Here is a 25,769-nt window from a genome sequence, read left to right as displayed (position 1 = left end):
ATCAATAGACAAGGAGAAAATGATATGGCAAGTTTTGCGATTCACAAGGTCATTGTCCCGGAACTGATCAGCTGCATCAGGCTGCTCGAACAGGAAGGGATCGATTCGAAGAAAACCGTTCATGACAAGCTGATCGAGCTTGTCTCGGAGTATGAACCGGAGGCGATCATCGATGCGTGTATCGGCCAATGACATCGAGAAGATCCTCCGGAGGATCTACAGGATGAATTTCTCGACCTATCGTGAGATGTATGGCAAGAACGCCGGCCTCGAGTTCGTCGCCTTCAGGCATCATGATCTGGAGCTTGAGATCATGGTGAAGGACTACAATGTGATCGTCAAGGCGATCATCAATCCGGAATCGAGTTTTCCGAAATGCAAGGACTATCCGTTCGAAGAGATCCTCTACATGATCATGTTCATCGATCAGATCTTCAGGGAACTCAAGATTTATGATCCGGATCATCCGGTCAACAGGTGAGAGGGCATGCCGATCAAGCTGAAGAGGGGATACTTCGTCACGAATCGGGATCATATCCTTTGGATCGACTCCTGGATGCCTTGGGGTGTGGGCAAGCAGTATCTTCTTCCGGATAAGGAAACATGTTCGATCTACTATTCGGATGATATGAAGTCCGGACCATATAAGACGATCCGGGAAGCTTTTCAAGCCGAACGCTGCTGCATGTGTCCGCTTGATTCGGTGGATCCCGGGGGAGTCTGTCCCGGCATTGCAGGTACTGCACATCTCGTGTCTAGCCCATGTCGATTCAGGGTGATAGACCGTCATGCCTAAAAGACCAGGACGATGCTATGTGCCTGTGGATCGGAAGAACTTCAGGCTAGTCATAACTGGGTTCACATTAGGAGGAATGTCCGGTTTCGATTCTTATCACAACTACTACCTTACCGAGGATCCAGGGTTGCATTTTCGGTGGCATCATAGTCAATACAAGAAATCATATGCATTCGACTCGAAATGGATCCTGGATCATCTTTCGACGAATTATGAACGTGCAGCGCGTTTTTCTCGAGGACAGATCGGTCGGGTGAAGACATGTTGTCGCATGATGCTTGATGATCTCGGAATGGAGAAATCGAGCTTTGGTTATGATAAGCGAATTAGCATGGAAGAGATCGTCGAGCAGCAGCTTCATTTCTAGTCGGCCATTACATGCAAATGCTTCTGCAGGAGAATATCATGCGTTCGGCGATCGCCGGGAATTGCATGGTATGGCCATATCGTGCAAAACTCAGGAACAAAAACATCATGACGAGGTGGGAAAATGGCGTTCGATCCAAAGGAAAAGCAATACACGATAGGTGAGAAGATCAAGTTCTACCAAGCGAAGCTCATCCAGGCGAGGCAATATGGATCTGTTGCCGGCGAATTGTCGGCCAAGGCGAAACTGGCTGATCTGTATTCCCGGAGAAAACCGGATTCGGTGATCTATTTTACCGACAAGCCGAACATGCTTCCGAACTCGAACGCCCATGGGCATTGCTACCTGGTGACTGATCTCCTGGATAACAAGCTCGGAGTCAATCGGATCTCACACACCAAGAAGCATCAGAATGTGATGCCGCTCTACGGATATAACATGGCTGATTATGGTGTTTCGCTGCTGCAGCTTGAGACTGAGTATTTCGATCGGAAGGGGAATCCGATCGACTTCCGCGAAGGATATGTTCCTCTCGGCGGTGTCGATCTGATGCCGAAGATCCTGATTTCCCAGGCGAAGCCGAAGATCAAGCAGCTTGAGATCAACAAGCGGAGTCATGCGGAATGGCTCCGGAAAATAAAAAAATGAGCCGCTCAAGGCGACTCTGAACCCTCAGCTGGGCTCTGAACTTATTCTACATCATTGTTTCGAAGAAAGCAACATCAAATAGAAATTCAAAGGGGGCTTTGTTGTGGCAAGAGATGTTCGCATTGTTTCAGTTTTGGAATTGCAGGAAATCGAAAGACGCATTCAGCAAAGAGACTATCTACCTGAGTGGCAAGGAATGAATAAGTCCGTTGTCACCAGGGTGATTCAAGTTCATCAGAACATTGGAGAAAACGATAAATTTCAACTTCTCAAAGAATATTCAATTGAAATTCATATCGTCCCAAATACCGATATTCGATATGTTGCGAGTTTGTAGTAAATAAAAGAGGGCTGTACAGCCCTCTTTTCTAAGTGTCTATTGATTTATAGTATTATGCATTTACTGATTCATCGTCCGTTAATGATGTTAGATTGTTATGACCATTGATGACATATGATTTGATCTTTTTTTTGTCGTATAATCTCGAGTGAACACTAATGGAATCGTATAATTTGAAAAATACGTTTTCTTTAATGTGGAGATAATATTTCTTTAGTGTTCCGTTGATCACGTATCCTACAAACAACTTCTTATTTTTCTTTGTATTTACAATAAAATAATCTTTGATGAAAATCGGAGTATCTGATTTTTCGCCAATATCAAGTACGAATTCACCGTACTGCGTATCAAAATGAGTGTTCATGTGTTCGTTTATTTTAATCGTGTGAATCAATTTTTTTATATTTTCTTGGAATTGATTGGTATAAAAATGATTATTGATTATAATTCCTATTTTTTCAATGCTTAATTGCATTTCGCCAACATTATATAATGAGATGTTGAAAAACCCTTTTTGGTTAATCGAATTTATCGCAGAACTTGATATTTGGCATGTATAGTTCGCTTTGCGCTTTCTTAATGCTATATACAACGAAACAATTATAGCGAGAAGCGTTAAAAGTGAACTTAAACCGTTAAAAAATATTTCCCATCCAGACCAAGTGAGTATCATAGTGTATCATCCTCATTGTGTTATAGGTGTTTATTATGAACAACTATTTTCTCAATGCGTTCTAGTTTATCACTTAAGATCAACAGCCTTTCGAAGGCTTTGTCTATGCGAGTGTTCAAATCTTGATTGTTTTTTCTTGTTTCATGTTTTATGATTTCTAGATTTGCATTTACTTCTTCGAGTGAATTGGTTAATTCTATTATTGTGTAGTGGTCTTCTGTAGTATAGTCTTTGCGAAACGAATATTTTTTCTTGTTCATTTATCTATATTAGCTTTTTTTGTGATGCCATCTGCAATTCTATCAATTGAGTCGAGAAACGCAGCGATTATTAAAAAACCAAAACCTGTATTAAAAATCCATTCTACTGGTGGTGTGTTGCCAATTTCTATCAATACTTCGAAGAAATCATTGTTTGGATCCACCTTAATTACAAGGCCGCCGATGATTGCAACTAATAAAAACGACAATAGCACACTTCCGATAATTAGTAATGCTAACGAGATTCTTTTAGAAATCATAATATCTCCACCCCCTAATATATTATTATACATAAATTTATGGAATTCGAGTATAATTTTTATTGGAAATCCGGATTCCAAAAGGAGAGAGATGAGATTTGCAGATTGTTTTTTTCGATATTTGGATTATATCCGGATTTCGAAGTCCTTAGGAACATATCGATTTACTGCTGCGCATGGTGTTTTGATCTTGCGCGAATTTGGGATCCATTGTATTAGTTCGATTAGAAGCTTGAATGACTCATCAATTAAAAAAGTATATAGATCGTGGGAAAAATCGCTGTCAAGATCTACGATCGAAAAGAGATTGGGCATCATCAAGCGTGTTTTGAAATACAGTAATCTTGTGATAAAGGGAGTCACTGATTTCCCGGTTGTTAAATTCAAACAAAAAGGCTTCGAAGTTGTTCCTCGATGTGACCTCGTCAAACTCATGGCATATTTTAATGAAATGAATCTGACACCTAATGATTTGACTAGGTATCTGGTTTTCATGATACTGTTTTATACGGGTGTAAGATCCGGCGAGTTGTGTGCTATAAAAATTGCAAATATTGACCTCTATTCATGCTCCGTCATGTTGGATCACACGAAGAACGGCCGTCCTCGAGTAGTATTCTTTGACCGGGCGATTCTTGATCGGCTTCAGCTGTATATCGCTGTAGATCCTCACCGGAAATTCCTCTTTAAGGATTTTCGATATAATCATGAATTCTGTCCGGATATGGTGATGGCGATTCTTAGATATGCGACGAAGAAGCTGAAGATCGGACCGATTCATCCGCATATGCTACGGCATACGTTTGCGACAATGCTTGTTGAGAACGGATGTCCTCTAGTTCCGCTTCAGTATGTCCTGGGACATTCTGATCCGAAAACAACTGAGATTTATATGCATATGTCCACTGGGTATCTGAAGAAAAATTACGACATGTATTCACCGAAATTGTAAAAAATAAGGCCGGGGTTAGTCCCTGGCCTTTGATTTTCTAGTCCTCGGAGGCTTTGCAGTCGCAAGAGCTTCTTCCATCAATTGAGAAGCTTGTTCTGCAGAAAGACTAAGTGCAGTGATCAATTTTGCGTATTGCGTAAGTGATAGTTCACAAACGCCTGATTCAATTCGACCAATCTGTGCATTTGAAACGCCGATGATCTCTCCAAGTTCTCTTTGAGTTAAATTTTTTTCTTTTCTGATCGAAAGCAAGTCTTTCATCTCCTTCCCTCCTTCATAATATCATTTTTTATCGAAACTCAGTTGACTAATAACTAATTTGTTATAAAATGGATGTAGATTAACTAATTTGTTATCGGAATAGAATATGAAAAGCCGGGATGAACCGGCTATGGATTTCAATGGCGACTCGAACAGGATTCGAACCTGCGACCGTTGGATCCGGAATCCAATGCTCTATCCAGCTGAGCTATCGAGCCAGGCGAGTAATATTATATCACGCGAACCGTGCCATTACAACGGTTTTTCCCCGTCCCGCCAATGAAAAAAGCCGTTCCGGAGAACGGCTGGACGATCCTGGCGACCCGAACAGGATTCGAACCTGCGACCGACGGCTTAGGAAGCCGCTGCTCTGTCCAGCTGAGCTATCGGGCCAGCGATACCATTATATCACCGTTCCGATCCGTGAAAAACCCCCAATCGTCGAAATCAGAGGTCGACGGTCTCGCGCGTGCCCGTAAGAGAGCGTTCGTGGGTCAGGTCCTGGACGATCTCGATCGTGCCGCGGTAGGCGCCGCTGGCGTCGCGCAGCGCGCGATAGACGATGTGGACGAAGCGCCCCTTCAGCTCGATCCAGAGTTCGGCGGCGTCGCGCCGCCCCTCCTTGAACGATTGCAGCATCCCCCGCACGACGGGCACGCTCTTCTCCGGGTGGCAGTTGTACACCGGCCGGCCGAGGATCTGCGGCGTGCGCATGAAGATCTTCGTCTTCCCGCCGTTATAGTAGCGGGTGACGTCGTGTTCGTCGATGAAGGTGATCTCGAGCGGGAGCGCGTCGAGGACGAGCGCGAGCTGATCGAAGCCGAGCGTGCCGGTGCGGACCGAGAAGACGCCCGCCGGGATCGCGCCCGCGGTCGTCTCGACGACGGCCGGGTCCGCCCCGAAGGCAAAGCCGAAGCCGGCCGCTTCTTTCCCAATCCCGTACCATTCCGCAGGCGAAAGGAGCGTCGCGGCCGCCGGGTAGAGGATCAGTTCCTCCTTTTCCGTCAGGCCGACGACGTCGTAGTGGAACCTTCCGGCGAGCAGGGATAGGTTGGCCGGGTCCGGATCCGGAGCCGAAAGCGCGCTCGCAAGTTCCGCCCGAGCCGCGCGGATCTCGTCGTGCAGCATCCACATCACCTTGAGCGGCACCGGCGAGGGCAGATGGGCGTCGAGTGCCGGATGGAGGAGGAGTTCCGCCTTCCGGAACTTGCGTTCGAGTTCTTCGAAACGTCCGATCCACTCCGCGAGCGTCCGTCGCGACGCGGGATCGTCGAGTGCGGAGAACAATTGCGAAAGCGTGCGGATCGCCGCGAGGACGTCGTCGTTCTCCTGGCGGAGGGCGACGAGCGCAGGATGGACCTCGCGGTTCCACGGGTAGACCGAGAGGCCGTTCCTGAAGAGGTGGATCAGCTTGCCGGCCTCGCCGAGGATCGCCTCCGCGCCGCCGGATCCGACCGACGCGAAGCGGGTCATGCCGAGGACATCGAACGGCGTCGCGGCGTCGAACGCGGTACGGTGGCGGCGGGCGGCCGCGCTCTTGTCGGCGCCGGGATCGTCGAGGACGTCTGCGACCGCGCGGTCGAGGACGGCGCTGCGCCTGGGATCGAACAGGGGCGATGGGGTCATGGGGAACACCTCCGGGATGGGTCGACTCCATTATACCATTGAAAATGAAAACCGTCCCGGAGGACGGTCATTCGCGTTCGGAATCCCGGGGACGCTCGGAGAGCATCCGGTTGAGGGCGTCGGTCTCCTTCTTCGCCCGCGCCGAGACGACGAGGACGGCGGCGGCGTACGCGACCGCGGCGATCGCGAGAACGAGGTAGAGGACGAACGAGAAGCGGAACACGGCGAGCGAGAAGATCGGACGCAGGACCAGGACCCCGGGCAGGACGACGAGCAGGCCGAGGATCGCGTTTGCGACCGGGTTGCCCTTCCGCGCAAGCAGAATCCGGACGCCGAGGGCGACGAAGAGCGAGAACAGGATCGCGCCGATCTCGAAGGCCGCGTATCCGTAGGTGATGTTGAGCTTCGCCTTCACCGCCACGGCGACCAGCAGGAAGCCGAGGTTGGCGAAGAAGAACGTCTTCAAGTAGGTGCCGAGAAATCTTCTCATCGCCTGGTCCCTCCCAGCATCGCCTTGATGGCGCCGACATACGCCCGCGAAATCTCGACGGTCTCGCCGTTCTGAAGTCGTGCCTCCATCCGTCCGTTGAGCGCGGACTTGAAGCTCGCGATCTTCGCGGCGTCGACGATCGTGTTGCGGCCGACGCGTACGAAGGTCGAGCCGCGCAGCGTCGATTCAACCTCGTGGAGCCGCATCGCGGTCTCGAGGACCTCCTTCCGGAGGTTGACGAAGGTGCGGTCGTCGACGTTCTCGAAATAGAACACGTCCGCAAGCGGGACGCGGTAACTCCGGCCGTCCTTCTTCGCGACGACCGCCTCGTCGAGGAAGCCGAGCGCGTCGACGACGCGTTCGACCTCCCCGTCGCGGGCGCGGCAGCGGACCACGACTTCGGTCCCTTCGAGATCCGCGATCTCTTCGACGCGGACCTTCATCTCATTCCTCCGGAAGCGCGACCATCGCGGTCAGTTCCGCGAAGATCTCCTGGACGCGGGTCAGTCCCGCCAGTCTTCCGTCGAGGATTTCGAGCACGTCCTGATGGGCGGCGAGGATCTCGTCGAGGTGCGTGCGGTCGTACCGGCCGCGGAGCGCGTGCATCCGTTCGTAGCAGGAGCCGATCGAGTCGCGGAGCGCGGCCGTGATCGTCTTCAGTTCCTCCGTGCGGGCGGCGACGATCGCGCGCTCCTCCTCGGAAAGCGAACCGTCGGACGCGCGGAACGCGGCGACGTCGTCCCGAAGCGTCTGGAAGGCGGCGCGGACCGTCGCGCGGATCGTCACGATCGAGGCGTGGGCGAGCCGGATCTCGGCGCGGAGGCGGCGGATCTCGGCGACCTTCTCGGCGGGCGTCAGGGCGAGTTCGAGGGCGAGCGTTTCGAGCTCTGCGTCGACTTCGACGGACAGTTCGTCGAGCGCGGCGTCGGTGAGGTCGGCCTCGTCGACGTCGTCGAGCGACGCGGCGGTCTCGACGCCCCGCGACGCCGTAAGCAGAAACTGCGACAGGCCGTCGGCCGAACAGCCGACGAGGGCGACGCCGAGCGAGGCGAGCACGATGAGCGAGAGGATGGGGCGAAGGATGGTCTTCATGGGTGTGTCCTTTCCGCCCGGATCGTTTCGTCCGGACTTGACGGTTCCATTCTAGGCGAGACCGCGCGATCATGCAAGCGGACGGGGTTCGGAATGCACGATCGGGGGCCCGGAATGCAATGGCGATGAAAATGCAAAGCCCCCGGAAACGGGGGCGGAGGCGCGGATGGCGACCCGGAGGAGATTCGAACTCCTGACCGACGGCTTAGAAGGCCGTTGCTCTATCCAGCTGAGCTACCAGGTCGTGGCGCGATGCATCCATCATTATAATACGGATGCCCTCCTTTGTAAAGCGGAAACGGCCGCGGGAGCCTTCACGCGGCGGTGCCTACTTCTTGAAGCCGACGCGCGCCATCGCGCCCCAGCTGGCGTTGTCGCGGAACGCGGCGAAGAAACCGCGCACGCGGTACAGGCTCCAGAACTGGCGGCGTCCGAAGTTCTCGGCGACCGCGAGTCCGATCAGCCGCCACGTGTCCTTCGCGGAGAGGTAGACGAGGTGCTTCTCGGCGACGAGGAGCGCCGTCATCGAAAGGAACATCCCAAGCACGATCGTGACCGTGAACATGAGGAGCGCGATCTCGACTGCGAGGATTCCGAAGGCGAATCCGAAGACGAGCGCGAGGTACGTCTGGATCTCGAGGAGCGGCCCGATCGTCTCGAAGAAGAGGAAATAGGGCATCGCGGCCGTCCCTGCGGTCCGGTAGCGCGGATTCAGGATCATCCGGCGGTGGTAGCTCAGGATGTCGAGCAGGCCGCGCTGCCAGCGGTTGCGCTGCCGTAGAAGCGGCCCCATCCGTTCCGGCACCTCGGTGAAGCAGTCGGCGTTGTGCACGAAGCCGATGCGGTACGGAAGCTTCCGTTCGATCGCCCGGCGCGTGATGCGGACGACCAGCTCCATGTCCTCGCCGACGGTGTCCTTCCGGAAGGTCGCGACCGTCAGGTACCCGCCGACCTCCGTGAGGATGCGCCGTTCGAAGAGACCGAAGGCGCCGGAGATGATCAGAAGGCCGTTCAGTTCTCCCCAGCCGATGCGGCCGAGGGTGAAGGCGCGCAGGTACTCGATCGTCTGCGCGAGCGGGAGCCACTTCTTCGACAGCCCGGTCTTTTCGACGATCCCGCGGTCGACCTCGCAGCCGTTCGACGGGAAGATGTTCCCGCCGAGCGCGAAGGTGACCTCGTCGTGGTCGAGCGTCGTCGACATCACCTTGAGGAGCGCATCGGGTTCGAGGAGGCTGTCGGCGTCGATCCCGCAGACGTACTCGCGGGTCGCGAAGTTGATCCCGACGTTGAGCGCGTCGGCCTTCCCGCCGTTGGCCTTGTCGACGACGAGCAGGTTCGGGATCGAGCGGTTGGCGTAGACCGCGCGGATCGGACGGGTGGCGAGCGCCTCGCCGACGGGGACGTTCTTCCGTTCGAGCCGGAAGTATTCGATCAGACGCTCGAGCGTCCCGTCCTTGGACCCGTCGTTCACGACGACGACCTCGTAGTCGGGGTACTTGAGGTTGAGCAGGCTGTTGACCGACTCGACGATCGTGACCTCCTCGTTGTAGGCGGGGGCGATCACCGAGATCGAGGAGAGCATGCCGCGCTCGTAGAGCATCGCCTTGGGTTTGATGTCCCAGAGACGACGCTGCTTACTCGCGCCGGCGATCGACAATGCGGCGAGCGCGAGATAGACGAGGTTGGCCGTCAGGTAGTAGACGACGCTCGCCTTGTTCACGAACACGTCGTAGCGGACGGCGAGGGCGGCGATGCCGCCCGCGGTCAGGGCCTCGGGATCGAACAATAGAAACAAAAGCGGGAAGAACAGGATCGCGACCGCAAGGACCGCAAGAAGCCATCGTTTCTTCGCCGGATCCGGCTTCGCCGAGTCCTTGGCGGGGGCCTTTGTCTTCTGCCGCCGCAATCCGATCTTCCTGAGCAGCGGTTCGTCAAGGAATTCGGTCACGTCCGCGAGAAAACGGCCGGACGCGTCGCATTCGCGCTTCACGAGCGGAAGCAAGGCGGCTTCGACGGCGGCGTCGCGGTTCAGGTTGAGAAAACGGATCACGCTTGCGTCCAGACCGCATGCGGCGATCGTGCGCACGACGAGCGCAAGTTCCTCGGGGGCGTTCTTGGTGCGAAGCACGAAATAGTCGAACTTGTTGGCCAGAATGCGGGCGAGCACGCGGCGCGCATCCGCTTCGGAACGCTTCGTCACGAGTTCGACGAAGCGTTTCAGGTGCGTCGGGTCGGCATCGACGATCTTCCGGATCGCGGCGGCCAAGACGTCTTCGGGAATGCGGCCGTCGGCGAGGTCGAGGAGTCGTTCGATGCGTTCGAAGGTCGGCGTCGACGAAAGCGAAGCGACGGCGATCCTGACGATCTCGGGATCGGGATCGCGCAGGTACGAGGGCGTATCGAACTCGCGGCCGTAGAGGACGAGCGCGGCCAGCACGCGCCGGCGGATCCGGGAGAGCCGCGGCGGTGTCATCGACCGGTATGCGGGCGTGTCCACGCCCTCCTTCTGCCGTTCGATGGCGGCCAGTTCGGCCTCGAGCGCGGCCAGGAAATCCGGACGGCGAAGTCCTTCGGCGACTTCGACGAACAGTTCCTTGATCTCCGGGCTGTCGCTGTTGAAGAGGTCGGGGAGGCGCGTGCGGGAGGAGAGGATGTAGTTCTTGATGACCTGCGCCGCACGCGTCTGGTAGAAGCGCTTGGATCCGACGACGCTGCGGATGATGATCTCGAGGGTGAGCTGGTCCATCTGTCCCTTGAGCGCGTTGATCAGGTAGATCCGGACGTGGGCCAGGGGCTCGACGCGAAGGCGGTTGACGAGCGCGAACTTGGTCGGTGCGGCGGGAAACAGGCCGAGACGGGCGGCGGCCTCCTTGCGCCGGTTCGGAAACGGGCAGGATAGCCGCCGGATCCAGCGGGCGATCAGGCCGGAATCGGTGAAATCGCGAAACGCCCGCTCCAGGGAGGTGGCGGGCAGGACGATTTCGTTCAGGATCATCGCGTAGGCGCGGATCAGGGTCTCCGGGGGGAACTCCTTCGGCGCGGCGACGTCGCGCAGGTAACGGTCGAGCAGATATTCGCGGGCGCGGTCCGTCTCGAGTGCGCGGACTCTTGCCGCATGCTTGTTCCGGAAGACCTCGGCGACGATGACGACGCTCGCGAGGACGATCCCGAACATCACCCAGAGGATCAGCGCAACGGAAGCGGGAAGCGAAGTCATCGGCAGGGACCCGCCTTCCGGATGTTGCGGCGGATGAGGCCGGCGAGTTCCTCATAGACGATCGGCTTCTCGAGCACGAAGTCGATCTCCGAGAGGTTGGCGCGGATGACGGTTTCACGCGTCTTGGCGTAGGTCATGAGGAGGAACATCCGCGGTCCCGGCCCCGGTCCCGCATAGACCTCGTGGCGCAGGGCGAAACCGTCCAGCTTCGGGACGTTGCGCTCGCAGACAACGAAGTCGAAACCCTTCGTGTTCCAGGCGACGAGGCCGGCGGCGCCGTCGGCGGCGACGACGACCTCGTAGTTGTCCGCCCGGAGCAGTCCGGACAGAAGCGCAAGCGCCGTCGGATCGTCGTCGACGATGAGGATCCGGGCGGTCTTGCCGGATTCGAAGCGGACGTTTTCGTCGATGGTGGCGGACGGACCGCCGTCGAGGGCGAAGCGGATGCGCTCGTCGCCGACCGCAAGCAGCTTCTCGGCGAGGCGTTCGGCCGTGAGGTCGCGCGGCGTCTCCGTGAGCCGGACGAAGGCGGCGGAGACCGTCAGAGGTTCAATGAACGCCTCGGCGTCGCGCGTCCCCTCCCGGATCTTGCCCAGCGTTTCCTGGGCGGCGGGGATGCCGCCGCGTTCGATCGCGACGACGTAGACCGGTCCGCCGCGGCGGAAATGGAGGTCCTCCGGCAAGCGGATGCGGTCGATCAGGTAGCCAAGGTTCTTGATCGCCTCGTCGCCCGCATCCTTGGAGTAGCGGAGATTGAGACGGGCGACGTCGTCGAGGGCGACGTAGAGCAGGACCGGGTCGAAGTCCGCCTCGCGCCGTTCCGAGAATCCGGCCACGTACTGCCGGAGGAAGAGTTCGTTGTAGGCGCCGGATAGCGGGTCTCGTGTCAGCCGGTCGAGCGTCTCCGAAAGACGCGTCTCGAGCTGCCTGACGCGCTCCTCGAGTTCCTGCCGTTCGCGGTCGATCTGGGTGGCCTTGAGTTCGGTCGCCATCACGGCAGAGCCGTAGACCGACGGACGGGTGACGCCGTATAGCGTCACGAGCTTATCGACGAGCGGTTCGGCGACACCGAGCCAGGCCGGTCCGCGCTTTGCGTAGACGATGTCGAAGAGTCTTTGCCAGATGCGGTAGTCGTCCTCGCCCGATATCACGAAGGTCTTCTCCGCGATGCCGATCCCGCCCTCGGCGAAGGTCTCGAGGACGGCGTCGTCGCCATAGACGGAGGCGAGCTTGAAGAGCACCTGCGTGGCGAGCGTCTTATGCGAGAAGGCACGGCCGTCGCTCGGCTTGCCGGCGGCGCGGTGGGCGTGGAAGAATTCGGCCGTCGAAAGTCGCGCGACCAGCTGTCGGATCTCGTCGTGGCGGAAGACCATGCCCGTGCGGGTGACCGCGACGGCGACGTCGAGCTTGTCGACGGCGGCCAGGACGGGGCGGAGGAATTCGCTCGAGGGCGCATACATGCGGTGGTAGTCGAGCATCGCCGGAAGCGCTTCCTCGACCGACGACGGGATCGGACGATCCCAGCCGATCTCGAAGAGGCGGTTGGTAAAGAGGGTATGTGAGACGGCGTCGTACGCCATCAGTGCGGAAGGGGAGAAGACGAACGGACTCGGAACGAATCCGATCGGGCGGCCGGAGGGCATCGCGACGGTGTCCTGGGCGCTTGCGATCGAGAAGATCCGTTGCGGAATGTCGGCGAAGATCGCTTCGGCGACGCGGCGGTCGCCGACCACGACCGCTTCCGGCGCGACCGCGGCGTAGGCGTTCAGGACGTCGACGAGACGATCGTCCCATTCGAGGATCACGATCCGGCGCAGCACGGCCCCGGGCACGGCGATGCGGATCGTCTCGAGGACGACCGTCGGTTCGACGGGGGGAATCCCGATGACGGCGACGTCGGCGCCGTCGGCGATGAACGCAAGCGCGGAGGGACGACCGGCCTGTCGATCCCGGGTCGTGGACACGTAGGCGCCGCCGCCGAGCGGAACGGGCGCGAGGAATCGGGTTGGGTTGCTGGCACTGTACATGGAAATCACCGCCTGACGAACCCATTATATCGCAATGATCCGCGTTTTCCTATCGCCCGGGCGGAAATCGCGCGGCATTTCATCGACGCCATGTCGAAATTTCCGTGATATAATGGGAACATGCCATCCGAGGAGGGTCTCCATGTCCAAGTCCAAAACCGTCGGGGAGCTGTTCCTGACGTTCATGAAGATCGGTGCCTTCACCTTCGGCGGCGGCTACGCGATGATCCCGATCATGCAGCGCGAGGTCGTCGACGTCAAGCACTGGGTCACCGACGACGACGTCGTGAAGCTGCTCGTCATCTCCGAATCGACCCCCGGCGTCATCGCCGTCAACGCCGCCACCTACGTCGGCTACCACATCGCCGGCTTCTGGGGATCGCTCGCCGCGACCGTCGGCGTCGTCCTGCCGTCGTTCGCCGTGATCACCCTGATCACCTTCTTCTATGCCGAATTCAAGGCCCTCCTCTGGGTCGAATACGCCTTCCGCGGCCTCCGGGCGGCGGTCGCCGTGATCATCCTGAACGCCGTCTTCAAACTCTCGAAGAAATCCGACCGTAGCGTCTTCGCGGGTCTCGTCCTCGTCGGCGCGTTCGCGTTCTCGGTCTTCATGGACGTCTCCGCGATCTGGATCATCCTCCTGGCGGCGTCCGCCGGGATCCTCTACGGCGCCGCGCTGGCGCGCAAGACGGCGAAGGGAGGCGGACCCCGTGCCTGATCTCGGAACGCTCCTCTCGCTCTTCTGGATCTTCTTCAAGATCGGCCTCTTCACCTTCGGCGGCGGCTACGCGATGATCCCCCTGATCCGCAGCGAACTGGTCGGCGGCGGCTTCATCACCGAGGAGGCGCTCATCGACTTCATCGCCGTGAGCGAATCCACCCCCGGTCCGTTCGCCGTCAACGTCGCCACCTTCATCGGCACCGAGGCCGGGGGGATCGTCGGTGCCGTCGTCACGACCCTCGGCGTCGTCCTGCCGTCGTTCCTCGTCCTCCTCCTGATCGCCCGGTTCAGTTCCCGGGTGCTCGAGACGAAGACGTTCAAGGCCGCGTTCCTCGGCCTTCGTCCGGCCGTCGTCGGCCTCGTCTTCGGCGTCGCCTTCACGCTCGCCTTCGAACGTGTCTTCCCGTCCCTCCACATCCGCGACGCCGTCTTCGACTTCTCCGCCTTCGACGCCTACGCGCTCGTCATCATGACGGTCATCTTCGTGCTTTCGCGGAAGTTCCGGAAAGTCTCGCCGATCCTGCTTCTGCTGCTTGCCGCCGTCCTCGGCGTGGTCCTCTACGGCATCTTCTAGAAAGGAACGAATCCATCGTGAGAACGATCCGTCTTTCCATCCTTCTGATCCTGTCCTTCTTCCTGATCGCCTGCACCCCGGGCGAACGCATCATTCCCGAGTCCGCACCCGATGCGACCGGATGGGTCGAGATCGACGCCGACGCGCTGTCCGCCAAGATCGCGGCGGCGGACGACTTCATCCTCGTCGTCTCCTCGGAGACGTGTCTCTCCTGCGAGGCGTTCCGGCCGATCCTCGAGGACATGGTCTCGACCTACGGGATCGTCGTCTACAAGATCGAGGCGGGCGCCGCCTTCCCGGCCGACAATTCCGCGTTCGCCTATCGCTTCACGCCGACGGTCGCGGTCTTCCGCGACGGTGCGGCCGTCGCCCAGGTCGATCCCGACCGGCTGGAACGTCCCTTCGAGTCGGTCGAACGTCTCGTCGACTGGCTCGACGCGTATGTCGTCTTCCCCGTCCTCGACTGACCAGATGCCAAAAAACGACGCTCTGCGAAGAGCGCCGTTTTATTTTTTCTTCGATTCAAAGGGAGGACTGTCCGAGTTTCTTCCGGATCGCCTCGACGACCGCCTTCGGAACGAATGGCGAGACGTCGCCGTCGAAGGCCGCGAGTTCGCGCACCGAGGAGGATGAAAGGAAGGAATGCTGCCCCTCCGTCATCAGGAAGACGGTGTCGATTTCGTTGTCGAGCCGGCGGTTGAAGTTGGTGAGCTGGAACTCGTAGTCGTAGTCGGTGACGGCGCGCAGGCCGCGGAGGATGTGCGTGGCGCCGAGCTGCTTGCAGTGGCGGACGGTAAGGACGTCGGACTTGACGACCTCGACGTTCGGGAAATCCTTGACGGCGTCCTTGACGAGCGCGAGCCGCTCGTCGGCGGTAAACATCGTCTTCTTGTTCGGATTGTGCGAGATCGCCACGTAGAGCTTGTCGAAAAGCTTCGCGCCGCGATCGATGATGTCGAGGTGGCCGAAGGTGATCGGATCGAAGCTGCCGGGATAGAAGCCGATTTTCATGGACGTGCCTCCCAATGATAGAATGCGAATTTGGAATTGCCGGCCGGAATTTCGCGATAGAGCGCGATTCCGGCGATGTTTGCCGGATTCTCGAACGTCCGGTCCGTCTCGGCCACGAGAATTCCCTCGGGTCGAAGCATCTTCGCTTCCGCGATCGCCCGGATCGCCTCGGGGACGGCGCCCTGGGCGTACGGCGGATCGAGGAAGACGAGGTCGAAGCGCGTCTTTCCGTGGTCGCGGAGCCAGACGTCCGCGTCGGCGCGGACGGTAGTGCCGCGCTCTCGAGAGATCGTGAGCGTCCGCAGGTTGTCGTCGATCGTGCGGATCGCGACCGGGTCGCGATCGACGAAGACGCAGGTGGAGACGCCGCGCGAGAGCGCCTCGATCCCCATCGCGCCGGTTCCGGCGTAGAGGTCGAGCGCGGCGCCGCCGTCGAAATATTGGCCGAGGACGTTGAAGACCATCTCGCGGTTCTTGTCGGTGGTCGGGCGGGTGGTCGCGCCGTCGGCTTCCTTCAGAAGGCGGCGGCGGTACTCGCCGGCGATGACCCGCATGGCCTTCAGCGGTAGGTGATCTCGTCGACCGTCTTGCGGTCGAGGCGCTTCACCATCTCGACGACGAGCTTCACGGCGTTCTCGTAGTCGTCCGCATGGATGATCGAGGTGTGCGAGTGGATGTAGCGGCTGGCGAGACAGATCGCGATCGACGGACAGCCGACCTTCGAGACGTGCATCTTGCCGGCGTCGGTGCCGCCCTGGCGGAGGTAGGAGAGCTGGTAGGGGATGCCGAGTTCCTCGCAGATCGCGAGGGCGAACTGCCGGAGGTCGACGTGTCCGACCATCGAGGAGTCGTAGATCATCAGGCAAGGTCCCTTGCCGAGTTCGGTCTCCCGTGATCCGCCCGGATAGTCGTGGGCGATCGTGACGTCGAGGGCGATGCCGATGTCGGGTCCGATCCGGTAGCTCGCGGTGCCGGCGCCACGGGTGCCGACCTCTTCCTGGACGGTGCCGACGCCGTAGTAGACGTTCGGATGCGGAATGTCCTGGAGACGTTCGAGGACTTCGATCGCGAGCGCGATGCCGATGCGGTTGTCGAGCGCCTTGGCGAGGATGTATTTCGGATCGGCGAGGTCGCGCGATTCGATCGACGGAGTGATCATGTCGCCAATCCTGATGCCGAGCGCGAGCACGGCCTCCTTCGAGGCGACGCCGAGGTCGAGGTACACGTCCTTGAGGTCGACGACCTTGGTCTTCTCCTCGTCCTTCAGGATGTGCGGGGGCTTCGAACCGGTGACGCCGTGGATCGTCCTGTCGTCGGCGGTCGTGATCGTGAACAGCTGGCCGAGGACGACGTGCCCCCACCAGCCGCCCGCGGGGATGAACTTGACGTAGCCTTCCTTGGTGATCTCGGAGACGATGAAGCCGATTTCGTCCATGTGGCCGGCGACCATGATCCGCGGACCGTCGGCGATGCCGACCTTGGTCGCGATCACCGAGCCGAGGTTGTCGAACGAGACTTCCGCCTTTCCGCGGACCGCTTCTTCGAAGTACTTGCGGACACGGCGCTCGTTCGCCGGGATTCCGTTCAGCATCGTGAGTTCGTAGAGCAGTTTCTTCATCATGGTCCTCCTCGGGCGCCGGAGCGCGCCGTTCCGTCTGCATTCATTATACCATGTCCGCCCCGCGGCGACAACCGCGTAAAAAAATTAGGTAAGTGAAGTCAAGTCCTTGCTCTGTTTTTTTGACTCTGTCTTTTTTGTATGACAAAAACACTGAAGTGTATTCAGTTGAATTTCAAAATATGGTATACTACAATCGGTTAACGGAATTGAGTTCCCGTTACGCACACCCCATGAATGATTCGCAGTAATTTATGGGCGCAGGCAACGGACGCGGCTTTGGCACACAACGGGTGTGCCTGCCGCGTCTTTTTGTTGTAGAAATCCCTGATAACGTTCGTTGTCCGTTGTGCCAGGCCGCAACGGGCAGCCAGGTAGACGAGACAACGCAGACGCTTGTTCCCTTTCTTCGAAATACGGAGATGAAGTCCGTCCATTTGTCCGGACTGGTACACGATCGGATCGAGTCCCGCATAGGCGGCCAGTTGCTTGCTTCTGGCGAACCGTTTGATGTCCCCGACCTCCGCCATGATCCTGGCCGCAAGGTTCTCGCCGATGCCCGGGACGCTTGTCAGGAGACGGAACTCCGGAAGCGTCTTCGCTTGCTCGACGATCTGTTTCAGGACCTCGGCGATGCGTTTTTGATATGCTTCGACTTGCTCGAGTTCTCCCAGCAGAATATCGACATTGACGTCCGTCGCTTTGCACCCGGAGACGCACGACTGCGCATGCCGAATCGCTTGCTCCGCCTTTTCGAAGCACCACACCACACCGTGATCGCCCTGCTTTTCGAGGATCCGCGCGACCGTCTCCGGCTTTCTTCGTTCTAGCGTGGATGGATGCGGATATACCTTCAGAAGTGCGAACGAAGTCGCTGTGTACGGGTCATCGAATATGTCTCGATAGCCGGGATGCACCACGTCGAGCGCCTCCGTGAATCCGACCTTGCACTTTCGCAGATGATTGAGGAGATCCTCGTAATAACGGCTCAGTTGCCGCATCCGATAGTAGTTTTCATCCGCCGTCGTCGTGACCCTGAGTTCGGTCGTATAGTACACTTTGGCGAGGTTCTTGCAGTCGCGGACATCCGTCTTCTTCGTCCGCAACTCTTGTTTGCGACATTTCGCCGCTAGGAGCGGATTGACGATGTAATACGTCATCTTGATGCTTTCTAGATGACTTTGCAGTCCGCGATGGTAGATTCCCGTCGCCTCGAACACCGCTGCCGGCGGTCTTCCCACCCTCATGGTTAATTCCTTGCCTAATTCCTCCAGTCTTGTGAATCCCTCCTTGTCATGACCGATCGAGGCTGCGTCCCCGATCGGTTCTCCCAGGGTCATGTACCCCTGGATATGGCTTTCATCCTTCGACACGTCGATTGCGATGCACGGTCCTTCCATTCTTGTTTCTCCTTTCTTGTGACCTTTGTTCCCTTCCGCTTCCCTCTTCGCTTCTTTTCGTCCTTGATTCGGGATCTTCGTCCCCATTAGGCTTGATCAAGTTTTCGAGAGTGAGCGGAAGTCCGGCGTTTTTTTTGACGGGATCATGGTCCCAAAAAGCACCGCGCCCTTTCTTCCCCACCGTCTCCTTACTGCCGACCGGAGACGTAAAAGCCGGAAGCTTTGTCTGCTCCCGGCTAGGTGGTCTGTTTGGAAGGGATGAATCTCCGAAGGCGCTTGATGTGCGCAGAGATTTTTGCGAGGTCGAGCCTCAAGGTTTAAAACATCCCTTCAGCCCCATGATATCCACTCATCCCAAAAAAACAATAAAGCCAGAAGTTTTTGTCAATCACTTCTGACTTTAGTATACGAAAAGCACCCGGGCGGGTGGAAATCACTCGAGCAGACAAACATCCACCCTTCAAGTGGGCGCCTCTTGCGCTGCCTTCAGGATTCCCAACCGAATGGGCTTTCAACACCGGCAGAACCTTGGCTCCCCGAACAAACTTTAGTGCTTCGCAGTTGAGTGATTTCCACCTGCCCGGGTACGCCATCATTATAAATGATGGGACGAAGCGCTGTCAAGGGGGTCGGCGGATTCGGTCCAACAATGAAAACTAGATAAAGGAAGTCAAGCGTTTTTTGAAATCTTTCTTTGTCGCTTTGTTTGTATTCTTAAAAAACGGTAGACCAACCGGTGGAAACACAGTATGTTGCAATTGGGATGACGACACGAATCGTTTCCCACTCCTGTGCATCGAGAACAGCGTTCTGAGTAGCTTGTTCGCACATGCAATGACGGCGGCGCGATAGGCCATGGGACAGGCTTGCTGCCGTTTTTTGTTGTAGAAATCCAGGATCGGGTTCGCTTTCCCGTTCCGGATGTTCGATGTCACCGCCAGGTAGAGAAGCGTGCGGAGCGTTTTATTGCCTTTCTTCGTGATCGGTCCCGACTTATGCAGTAAAATAAGAAAAAAAACCGACATAATGGCTAATTGTAGCCATCATATCGGTTGTTGTATTGTTGTATTAAGAATTTCTTTTGATACGATTGAGTTGAGACCGAAGATATTCCAGTTTCATTCTCTTGTAATTGAGTTTCGCTTGATGCTTTTCCGCCAGTTCGTTGACGATCAGAAGCGGATCGGGAATCAAGTAGATGCTTCTGTCGAGAAGGACCGCTTCTGCACTGTTGAGCGCTTCTTTCAATTGATGGATCGGATACCGGTTGTCGAGTTTTATTTGAAGAAGACGGTAAAGAACCAGAGCGAGGTAGCACGTAAGAAAATGACCTTCGATGCGATCGCGCGTCCAGACATACACCGGCATTCCTTCCAGATCGCTCTTCGTCACCTTGAACGATTCTTCGATTTTCGATAATTGATGATAATGTTGAATGATCTCAAGCGGCGCAAGCGTCAGATCGTTCGTCACGATGCAGTAATAGCCATCGAGCGCGAGATCGCGTTCATACTTCGCCTGGTTGAAAACATATTGTTCCTTCGCTTTGAGAATCTCGCCGGTTTCTTGGTCTACGAGAACCTTTTTGAAATACTTTTTGATGCCGAAAGCGTTGCTGGCGTTGAGAAGGCTCGGGTTCTCGATGAATTCCGCGATCTTCTCGTCGAGAAATCCGCATTTCGCTCTTTGATAGTCCTGTTCGTTTCGAGACCAGAAACACAAGAGGTGTTCCGTGATCGTTCGGGTCGACAAATCACTACGCTTCACTACACGCTCTCTCTCGATCGATTTCGACTTGAACGTTCCGTCTTGGTTCCAGACATAGCCGTCTTCGTCCAGCACGACCGAGATGAGATCCTTCCCGGCCCCGCGGATCTTCTGACTGATGATGTAATGATCGTCCTCCCCGTCGATGTACGCGAGGTTCTCGCCGGTATTGTTTCCCTTGTCCGCGACGATCGTGATCTTTCCAAGGCCATATTCCTTCTTGCTTTTTTGAAGAATCGGTCTCATGGTCGCCATGTCGTTCGTGTTTTCCCGAAACAGCTCGTACGTGATCGGTATCCCGTCGTTGTCGATGAAGAGTCCCAGCTGCACGATGTCCGTCTCCTGGTTTTCCTTTGATACGCCCGTTTGCCTCAGCCCTTCTCCCCGCTCCGTCGTGAAATAGTAGTTCGTCACGTCGTAGAAGACCAAGGAACAGTCTCTTCCCCGCATCTCGGTGATCCGCCGATGCAGATGGAGCGTCAGTTTTTCTTTCATCGCCGCCAGATGCGACAGGCTGTGGTAGACGTCATCCAGCGTGAAGTCCGGCAGTTCGAAGAAATAATTCCCCTTTCCTTCGTACGTTCTCTTCTTCGAGCCCGGATTCAGGCACCTCGAGTAGACCAGCAGTTGAAGGATGTCGTCGAGCGGATAGGCGATCTGCGTCTTCGACAGGTATCCCGCGATGAACTCCGGAATCTTCAACGCCTGATAGATCGCCGCCAGAAACACATACCCGATGTTCACAAGCTGCTGCGTCCCGTCGTGCTCTTCGCCCAGATGGAAAAACACCATTTCATGTTTGCCTTGCTCACCTTTCGCCGTCTCTGCCCGCGCCCATGATCGCAATCTCTCAACCCCATCCGGATCGCCTGCCAGAAGTTCGCTCAATCGCCCATAGGCGTGCAGCGTTCGATGCTTCACAAGCCCATTTCGATCACGGTATCCTTCCACTAGGTACACCAGATGCTCTTCTTGCTTCGGGACTTTGACCAACTTGATGAACATCGTTACCACCGCCAAGTACATTATATATAGCATAATACAACTTAATACAACACAATTCGGCACTCTCTTTTGCGTCTGATCTGTATTATACTTCCGCTAATGAAAAGTCGGCTTCTGCCCCAGCTCTGGAGACGAAACCGACACGATCTTTTATAGTAAACTTGGCTTGTCTATCGTATTTCACTTCCCAAAACTGCAAAATTCAGGAGAAAGGAGCTGTATCGATTCGGATCATTTCAGATCCATTTCTTTATAGCCCCTATTGATATATGTATATTTACTGATATAACTAAACGCGACTTTGAATATTGGATCTAGTACTTTTATCGATCTATTCACTTCTAATTGTGGTCCTAAACAGACACATATGCGACGGTTTGTTTTTTTATTGCATACAATTTCGCGGTTCAACTCGTATGCTAGCGGATGCAAAATTCGATATGTTAACCTCTTTGTTCTTTTAACGTGTTTGAAATTTGGTGGAGAATTGCATACATAAGCATTTGGTTCGATGGGAATGTACCAATAATCGAACCAATATCTTGAACGTGATCCACAGCGTATCCAAAAATGATTAAGTCTGAATCAACATCTGCGGGATTAATAAAATCCTCCAATTGCTCGCTGTTTGAACTAGCATAGTTTACAATCATCAGGGTTACGCCCCTTACTTCATATAGTTGACGTATTTCCTCTTCCGACGCGAATTCAGATAGTACATATTTATTCATATCTATTACGAGGACATTCATCAACGAAAAATTGAGTATATCTAAATCCGACATGCTACTGATCCGTTTAAACAAAATATCATCATTAAAGTCAATTACGTCGCTATATACGAACAGATTTACGTCATACTTTTCGACCAAGTCTATTCGATCATAATAATCATTCGGGACTCCTTCGGGAACAGGGCGAAAATCAATTAACGAAATGACAAAGACAATGAGGGCAATAAGCGGGATTAGGAATAAATAATATCTGCTTTTATTGTCTTTCATACGTTGTTCACTTAATAATAGACAGTGACTGTGTTCAATGTTGTGATAATATATGTGGTCCCATAAATACCTCCATAGTTGGCCATAAACCTGGTATTTAAGGAGGTGGTGTTAACAAAAACACCGCAATTAGAAGAATTCGGGGTTGACATGTCAACGAGGAATGTGCCCTTATTATAGGTTAATGCATTCATGTAACTTACGTCAAAGAAATTAGGGCTATATACAAATTTCGCATGGAAAATATTGCTTGAGGACGAGTGATAAAACTCAAGATAAAGTTCATTATCCTCAAACACTACAGAGCCTGATGCCTTAACTTCTTCACCCACTTCAATCGATGCGGTGTATTCTACGGTGTCAGGTTCATCGCGAGGAGAGGGTTGTTCCATCAAGTAGTTCGTCGAAATAATGTATGCACCTGGATAGAAAGTTTTTGAAGATCCATCGATATTTGAATATATATCTTGATAAACTGTAGACGAGTTATATGGGCGCATGATATTGAAGATTCCGGTCGGAATATCAGTATCAAGAGGTTCGGCTGTGCTTTGAAGTATGACAAGGGCCCAATCGTCATCGGTAAGGTCTTGATATGCTGCAGACTTAATTTTTGAGTAGCCAATTGGGTAATTAACGCCATTTTTTACGACATACGTATACGCTCCTTGAAATGCGTAACATTCCTTTATGCCATATTGCTCTTCATCCACGGCGAACCCCATGCCAATTGCTGTCGAATCTGCGTTGATAATTCCCACACAACAGAACAGAATCAGATTGAGTAAAGCGATTATGATCCCCTTCTTCACAACACGACACCTCCTAATATTCGTTTTTTAATATAGTATAGATACGCAAAAAAAGAATGTCAATATGGTTTCTAGTATTTTTGCCAATATGAATTATGATCGTACGATAGTGACAAAAAAGGCCGATCGGGCGATCGGCCTTGTGAAAGCAATGGTGATCAGTTGCGCGGGTTCTTGATGTTCGCGTGGGCGGCCGCGAGCCGTGCGAGCGGAACGCGGAACGGCGAGCAGGACACATAGGTGAGGCCGATGCTGTGGCAGAATTCGACCGAGATCGGGTCGCCGCCGTGTTCGCCGCAGATGCCGAGCTTGAGTTCGGGACGGACCGACCGGCCGAGTTCGGCGGCCATCTTCATGAGTTTCCCGACGCCCTTGGTGTCGATGTGGGCGAACGGGTCGGACTCGAAGATCTTCTTCGCGTAGTAGTCGCCGAGGAACTTGCCGGCGTCGTCGCGGCTGAATCCGTAGGTCATCTGGGTGAGGTCGTTGGTACCGAAGCTGAAGAACTCGGCTTCCTTGGCGATCTCGTCGGCGAGGAGCGCGGCGCGCGGGATCTCGATCATCGTGCCGACATAGTAGTGCAGGTCGACGCCGGCCTTGGCGATGATCTCGTCGGCGGTCTTGACGACGATGTCCTTGACGTACTTGAGTTCCTTGGTGTCGCAGGTGATCGGGATCATGATCTCAGGGACGACCTTGCCGCCGCGGGCGTTGACGTCGATCGCGGCCTCGATGACGGCACGGGTCTGCATCACGGCGATCTCCGGGTAGGAGACGGCGAGACGGAGGCCGCGGTGACCCATCATCGGGTTGGTCTCGTGGAGGCCCTTGACGGTGTTGTTGAGCTGCTCGTAGGTGATGCCCATGGTCTTGGCGAGCTCTTCGATGTCTTCCTTCTCGGTCGGGAGGAACTCATGGAGCGGCGGATCGAGGTAACGGATCGTGACGGGGAAGCCGTGCATCTCCTCGTAGAGCCCGATGAAGTCCTTCTTCTGCATCGGCAGAAGCTTGGCAAGGGCGCGTTCGCGCTCCTCGACGGTGCTCGAGATGATCATCTCGCGGACGGCGGGGATGCGGTCCGGTTCGAAGAACATGTGTTCGGTGCGGCAGAGGCCGATGCCTTCGGCGCCGAACCGGTAGGCGACGCGGGCGTCGCGCGGATTGTCGGCGTTGGTGCGGACCTTGAGTGCTCTGTACTTGTCGGCCCAGGCCATCAGCGTGGCGAAGTCGCCCGAGACGGTGGCGTCGATGGTGGCGATCTTCTCGCCGTAGATCTTGCCGGTGGAACCGTCGAGCGAGATCCAGTCCCCTTCGACGTAGCGTTTTCCGCCGACCTCGAAGTACCGTTCCTCGACGTTGACCTTGACTTCGCCGGCGCCGGCGACGCAGCAGGTGCCCATGCCGCGGGCGACGACGGCCGCGTGCGAGGTCATGCCGCCGCGGGACGTGAGGACGCCCTTGGAGATGACCATGCCCTCGATGTCCTCGGGGGAGGTTTCCTGGCGGACCAGGATCAGCGGCCGGTTGTCGAGCTTCTTGAGCTCGGCGGCGCGCTCGGCGGTGAAGGCGATGCGGCCGGTCGCGGCGCCCGGGGAGGCGTTCAGACCAGTGGCGATGACCTGCGCCTTCTTGAGGGCGGCGGGGTCGAACTGCGGGTGCAGGAGGCTGTCGAGCTGGCTCGGTTCGACCTTGAGGAGGGCCTGCTTCTCGTCGAGCATCCCTTCCTTGACGAGGTCGATCGCGATCTTGAGGGCGGCCTGCGCGGTGCGCTTGCCGTTTCTCGTCTGGAGCATGAAGAGCTTGCCCCGCTCGATCGTGAACTCCATGTCCTGCATGTCCTTGTAGTGGTTCTCGAGTTTCTTCGCGATCGCGAAGAACTCGTCGTAGAGGCGCGGATTGTCCTTCTTCAGCTCGGAGATCGGCTTCGGGGTGCGGATGCCCGCGACCACGTCTTCGCCCTGGGCGTTGAAGAGGTATTCGCCGTAGAGGACGTTCTCGCCGTTCGCCGGGTTGCGGCTGAAGGCGACGCCGGTGCCGGAGTCGTCGCCCATGTTGCCGAAGACCATCGACTGGACGTTGACGGCGGTGCCCCACTCGTACGGGATGTTGTTGAGGCGGCGGTAGGTATTGGCGCGCGGGTTGTCCCACGAGCGGAACACGGCCTTGACGGCCTCGATCAGCTGGACCTTCGGATCCTGCGGGAAGGGTTCGCCCTTGATCGCGAGGTACTTCGCCTTATAGGCCTTGACGATCGCCTTGAGGTCCTCGGCGGTGAGCTCGGTGTCCTGCTTGACGTTCATCTCGTGTTTCTTCGCTTCGAGGATCGCGTCGAAGTGATGCTTCTCGACCTCCATGACGACGTCGGAGAACATCTGGATGAAGCGGCGGTAGGAGTCGTAGGCGAACCGCGGGTTGCCGGTCTGCTTGGCGAGGCCTTCGACGGCGACGTCGTTCAGACCGAGGTTGAGGATGGTGTCCATCATGCCGGGCATCGAGGCGCGGGCGCCCGAACGGACGGAGACGAGGAACGGGTTGGCGTTGTCGCCGAAGGTCTTGCCCGCCATCTTCTCGATCTTGTGGAGGTTGTCGTTGATTTCCTGCTCGATCTCCGGAACGATCGCGCGGCCATCCTGGTAGTACCGCGTGCAGGCTTCGGTCGTGACGGTGAAGCCGTACGGCACGGGCATGCCGAGGTTCGTCATTTCGGCGAGGTTCGCGCCCTTGCCGCCGAGAAGGTTGCGCATCGATGCCTGGCCTTCCTGGAACAAATAAACGTATTTTGTCATTGTCTATCCTTTCTTTAATCGATTTTTTCCATGGTGAATTATATCATTTTCTCGATGCAAAC

General features: G+C 56.0%; 24 protein-coding genes and 3 tRNA genes. 7 read left to right on the top strand and 20 right to left on the bottom strand.

Going from position 1 to position 25,769, the window contains the following annotated elements; translation table 11 throughout:
• Positions 1-24 precede the first annotated feature (24 nt).
• From WC509_03355 to WC509_03340, 4 genes are all read left to right on the top strand, one after another.
• Positions 25-192, top strand: coding sequence for a hypothetical protein (locus WC509_03355; protein MFA5006487.1), 168 nt, complete (start codon positions 25-27; stop codon positions 190-192).
• A 31-nt stretch (positions 193-223) separates the two neighbouring features.
• The gene (locus WC509_03350; GenBank protein MFA5006486.1) at positions 224-481 is read left to right on the top strand and encodes a hypothetical protein; all 258 of its coding nucleotides are present in this window, start codon (positions 224-226) and stop codon (positions 479-481) included.
• 805 nt (positions 482-1,286) lie between these two features.
• A complete protein-coding gene (locus tag WC509_03345) occupies positions 1,287-1,811 on the top strand; it encodes a hypothetical protein (protein ID MFA5006485.1) in 525 nt (174 codons plus the stop codon).
• 103 nt (positions 1,812-1,914) lie between these two features.
• The gene (locus WC509_03340; protein ID MFA5006484.1) at positions 1,915-2,148 is read left to right on the top strand and encodes a hypothetical protein; all 234 of its coding nucleotides are present in this window, start codon (positions 1,915-1,917) and stop codon (positions 2,146-2,148) included.
• A 55-nt stretch (positions 2,149-2,203) separates the two neighbouring features.
• Here WC509_03340 and WC509_03335 read toward each other — a convergent pair whose 3' ends face one another.
• The 12 genes from WC509_03335 to WC509_03280 form a co-directional block, all read right to left on the bottom strand.
• A complete protein-coding gene (locus WC509_03335; GenBank protein MFA5006483.1) occupies positions 2,204-2,824 on the bottom strand; it encodes a hypothetical protein in 621 nt (206 codons plus the stop codon).
• Positions 2,825-3,080: 256 nt separating this feature from the next.
• Positions 3,081-3,344: a hypothetical protein gene (locus WC509_03330; protein MFA5006482.1), complete on the bottom strand. Its 264-nt coding sequence runs from the start codon at positions 3,342-3,344 to the stop codon at positions 3,081-3,083.
• A gap of 967 nt (positions 3,345-4,311) precedes the next feature.
• Entirely contained in the window at positions 4,312-4,557 is a 246-nt protein-coding gene (locus WC509_03325; GenBank protein MFA5006481.1) for a helix-turn-helix transcriptional regulator, read from the bottom strand.
• A 141-nt stretch (positions 4,558-4,698) separates the two neighbouring features.
• Positions 4,699-4,775 (bottom strand) — tRNA-Arg (locus WC509_03320).
• Positions 4,776-4,873: 98 nt separating this feature from the next.
• Positions 4,874-4,950 (bottom strand) — tRNA-Arg (locus WC509_03315).
• A gap of 54 nt (positions 4,951-5,004) precedes the next feature.
• Complete coding sequence (locus WC509_03310) at positions 5,005-6,183, bottom strand: PAS domain-containing protein (GenBank protein MFA5006480.1); 1,179 nt, start codon at positions 6,181-6,183, stop codon at positions 5,005-5,007.
• Between the two features lie 67 nt (positions 6,184-6,250).
• Positions 6,251-6,673, bottom strand: coding sequence for a hypothetical protein (locus WC509_03305; GenBank protein MFA5006479.1), 423 nt, complete (start codon positions 6,671-6,673; stop codon positions 6,251-6,253).
• Positions 6,670-7,116, bottom strand: a complete 447-nt coding sequence (locus WC509_03300; GenBank protein ID MFA5006478.1) for a LytTR family DNA-binding domain-containing protein — start codon at positions 7,114-7,116, stop codon at positions 6,670-6,672. The genes WC509_03305 and WC509_03300 overlap by 4 nt, the downstream gene beginning before the upstream one ends.
• 1 nt (position 7,117) lies before the next feature.
• A complete protein-coding gene (locus WC509_03295) occupies positions 7,118-7,765 on the bottom strand; it encodes a hypothetical protein (protein ID MFA5006477.1) in 648 nt (215 codons plus the stop codon).
• Between the two features lie 167 nt (positions 7,766-7,932).
• A tRNA-Arg gene (locus tag WC509_03290) sits at positions 7,933-8,009 on the bottom strand.
• A gap of 84 nt (positions 8,010-8,093) precedes the next feature.
• A complete protein-coding gene (locus WC509_03285; protein MFA5006476.1) occupies positions 8,094-10,982 on the bottom strand; it encodes a glycosyltransferase in 2,889 nt (962 codons plus the stop codon).
• The gene (locus WC509_03280) at positions 10,979-13,009 is read right to left on the bottom strand and encodes a response regulator (GenBank protein MFA5006475.1); all 2,031 of its coding nucleotides are present in this window, start codon (positions 13,007-13,009) and stop codon (positions 10,979-10,981) included. Before WC509_03280 ends, WC509_03285 begins: the two co-directional genes overlap by 4 nt.
• 142 nt (positions 13,010-13,151) lie before the next feature.
• Here WC509_03280 and WC509_03275 point away from each other — a divergent pair, with 142 nt between their 5' ends.
• From WC509_03275 to WC509_03265, 3 genes are read left to right on the top strand one after another with little or no spacing between them, the layout of a single operon-like run.
• A complete protein-coding gene (locus WC509_03275; protein ID MFA5006474.1) occupies positions 13,152-13,727 on the top strand; it encodes a chromate transporter in 576 nt (191 codons plus the stop codon).
• Positions 13,720-14,304, top strand: a complete 585-nt coding sequence (locus WC509_03270) for a chromate transporter (protein ID MFA5006473.1) — start codon at positions 13,720-13,722, stop codon at positions 14,302-14,304. Before WC509_03275 ends, WC509_03270 begins: the two co-directional genes overlap by 8 nt.
• Positions 14,305-14,321: 17 nt before the next feature.
• Positions 14,322-14,771 (top strand): hypothetical protein, encoded by a 450-nt coding sequence (locus WC509_03265; protein MFA5006472.1) that lies wholly within the window; start codon positions 14,322-14,324, stop codon positions 14,769-14,771.
• Between the two features lie 55 nt (positions 14,772-14,826).
• On the opposite strand, the gene coaD is transcribed toward WC509_03265, so the two are convergent.
• The 8 genes from coaD to ppdK all read right to left on the bottom strand — a co-directional run bounded on the left by coaD (position 14,827) and on the right by ppdK (position 25,707).
• Entirely contained in the window at positions 14,827-15,315 is a 489-nt protein-coding gene (gene coaD / locus WC509_03260; protein ID MFA5006471.1) for a pantetheine-phosphate adenylyltransferase, read from the bottom strand.
• Entirely contained in the window at positions 15,312-15,869 is a 558-nt protein-coding gene (rsmD, locus tag WC509_03255; GenBank protein ID MFA5006470.1) for a 16S rRNA (guanine(966)-N(2))-methyltransferase RsmD, read from the bottom strand. The genes coaD and rsmD overlap by 4 nt, the downstream gene beginning before the upstream one ends.
• Before the next feature lie 5 nt (positions 15,870-15,874).
• Complete coding sequence (locus WC509_03250) at positions 15,875-16,933, bottom strand: M42 family metallopeptidase (protein ID MFA5006469.1); 1,059 nt, start codon at positions 16,931-16,933, stop codon at positions 15,875-15,877.
• Positions 16,934-17,133: 200 nt separating this feature from the next.
• Complete coding sequence (locus WC509_03245) at positions 17,134-18,333, bottom strand: IS110 family transposase (protein ID MFA5006468.1); 1,200 nt, start codon at positions 18,331-18,333, stop codon at positions 17,134-17,136.
• A gap of 1,068 nt (positions 18,334-19,401) precedes the next feature.
• Positions 19,402-21,105, bottom strand: a complete 1,704-nt coding sequence (locus tag WC509_03240; protein MFA5006467.1) for an IS1634 family transposase — start codon at positions 21,103-21,105, stop codon at positions 19,402-19,404.
• A 443-nt stretch (positions 21,106-21,548) separates the two neighbouring features.
• Positions 21,549-22,109 (bottom strand): hypothetical protein, encoded by a 561-nt coding sequence (locus WC509_03235; protein ID MFA5006466.1) that lies wholly within the window; start codon positions 22,107-22,109, stop codon positions 21,549-21,551.
• Between the two features lie 11 nt (positions 22,110-22,120).
• Positions 22,121-22,921, bottom strand: a complete 801-nt coding sequence (locus WC509_03230) for a hypothetical protein (GenBank protein ID MFA5006465.1) — start codon at positions 22,919-22,921, stop codon at positions 22,121-22,123.
• Between the two features lie 158 nt (positions 22,922-23,079).
• Positions 23,080-25,707, bottom strand: coding sequence for a pyruvate, phosphate dikinase (gene ppdK, locus WC509_03225; GenBank protein MFA5006464.1), 2,628 nt, complete (start codon positions 25,705-25,707; stop codon positions 23,080-23,082).
• Positions 25,708-25,769: the final 62 nt, after the last annotated feature.

This window comes from Candidatus Izemoplasmatales bacterium (assembly GCA_041649275.1).
Classification (GTDB): domain Bacteria; phylum Bacillota_I; class Bacilli_A; order Izemoplasmatales; family Hujiaoplasmataceae; genus UBA12489.
The sequence above is the reverse complement of the archived record's forward strand: the minus strand, read 5'-3'. Positions and strand labels throughout refer to the sequence as shown.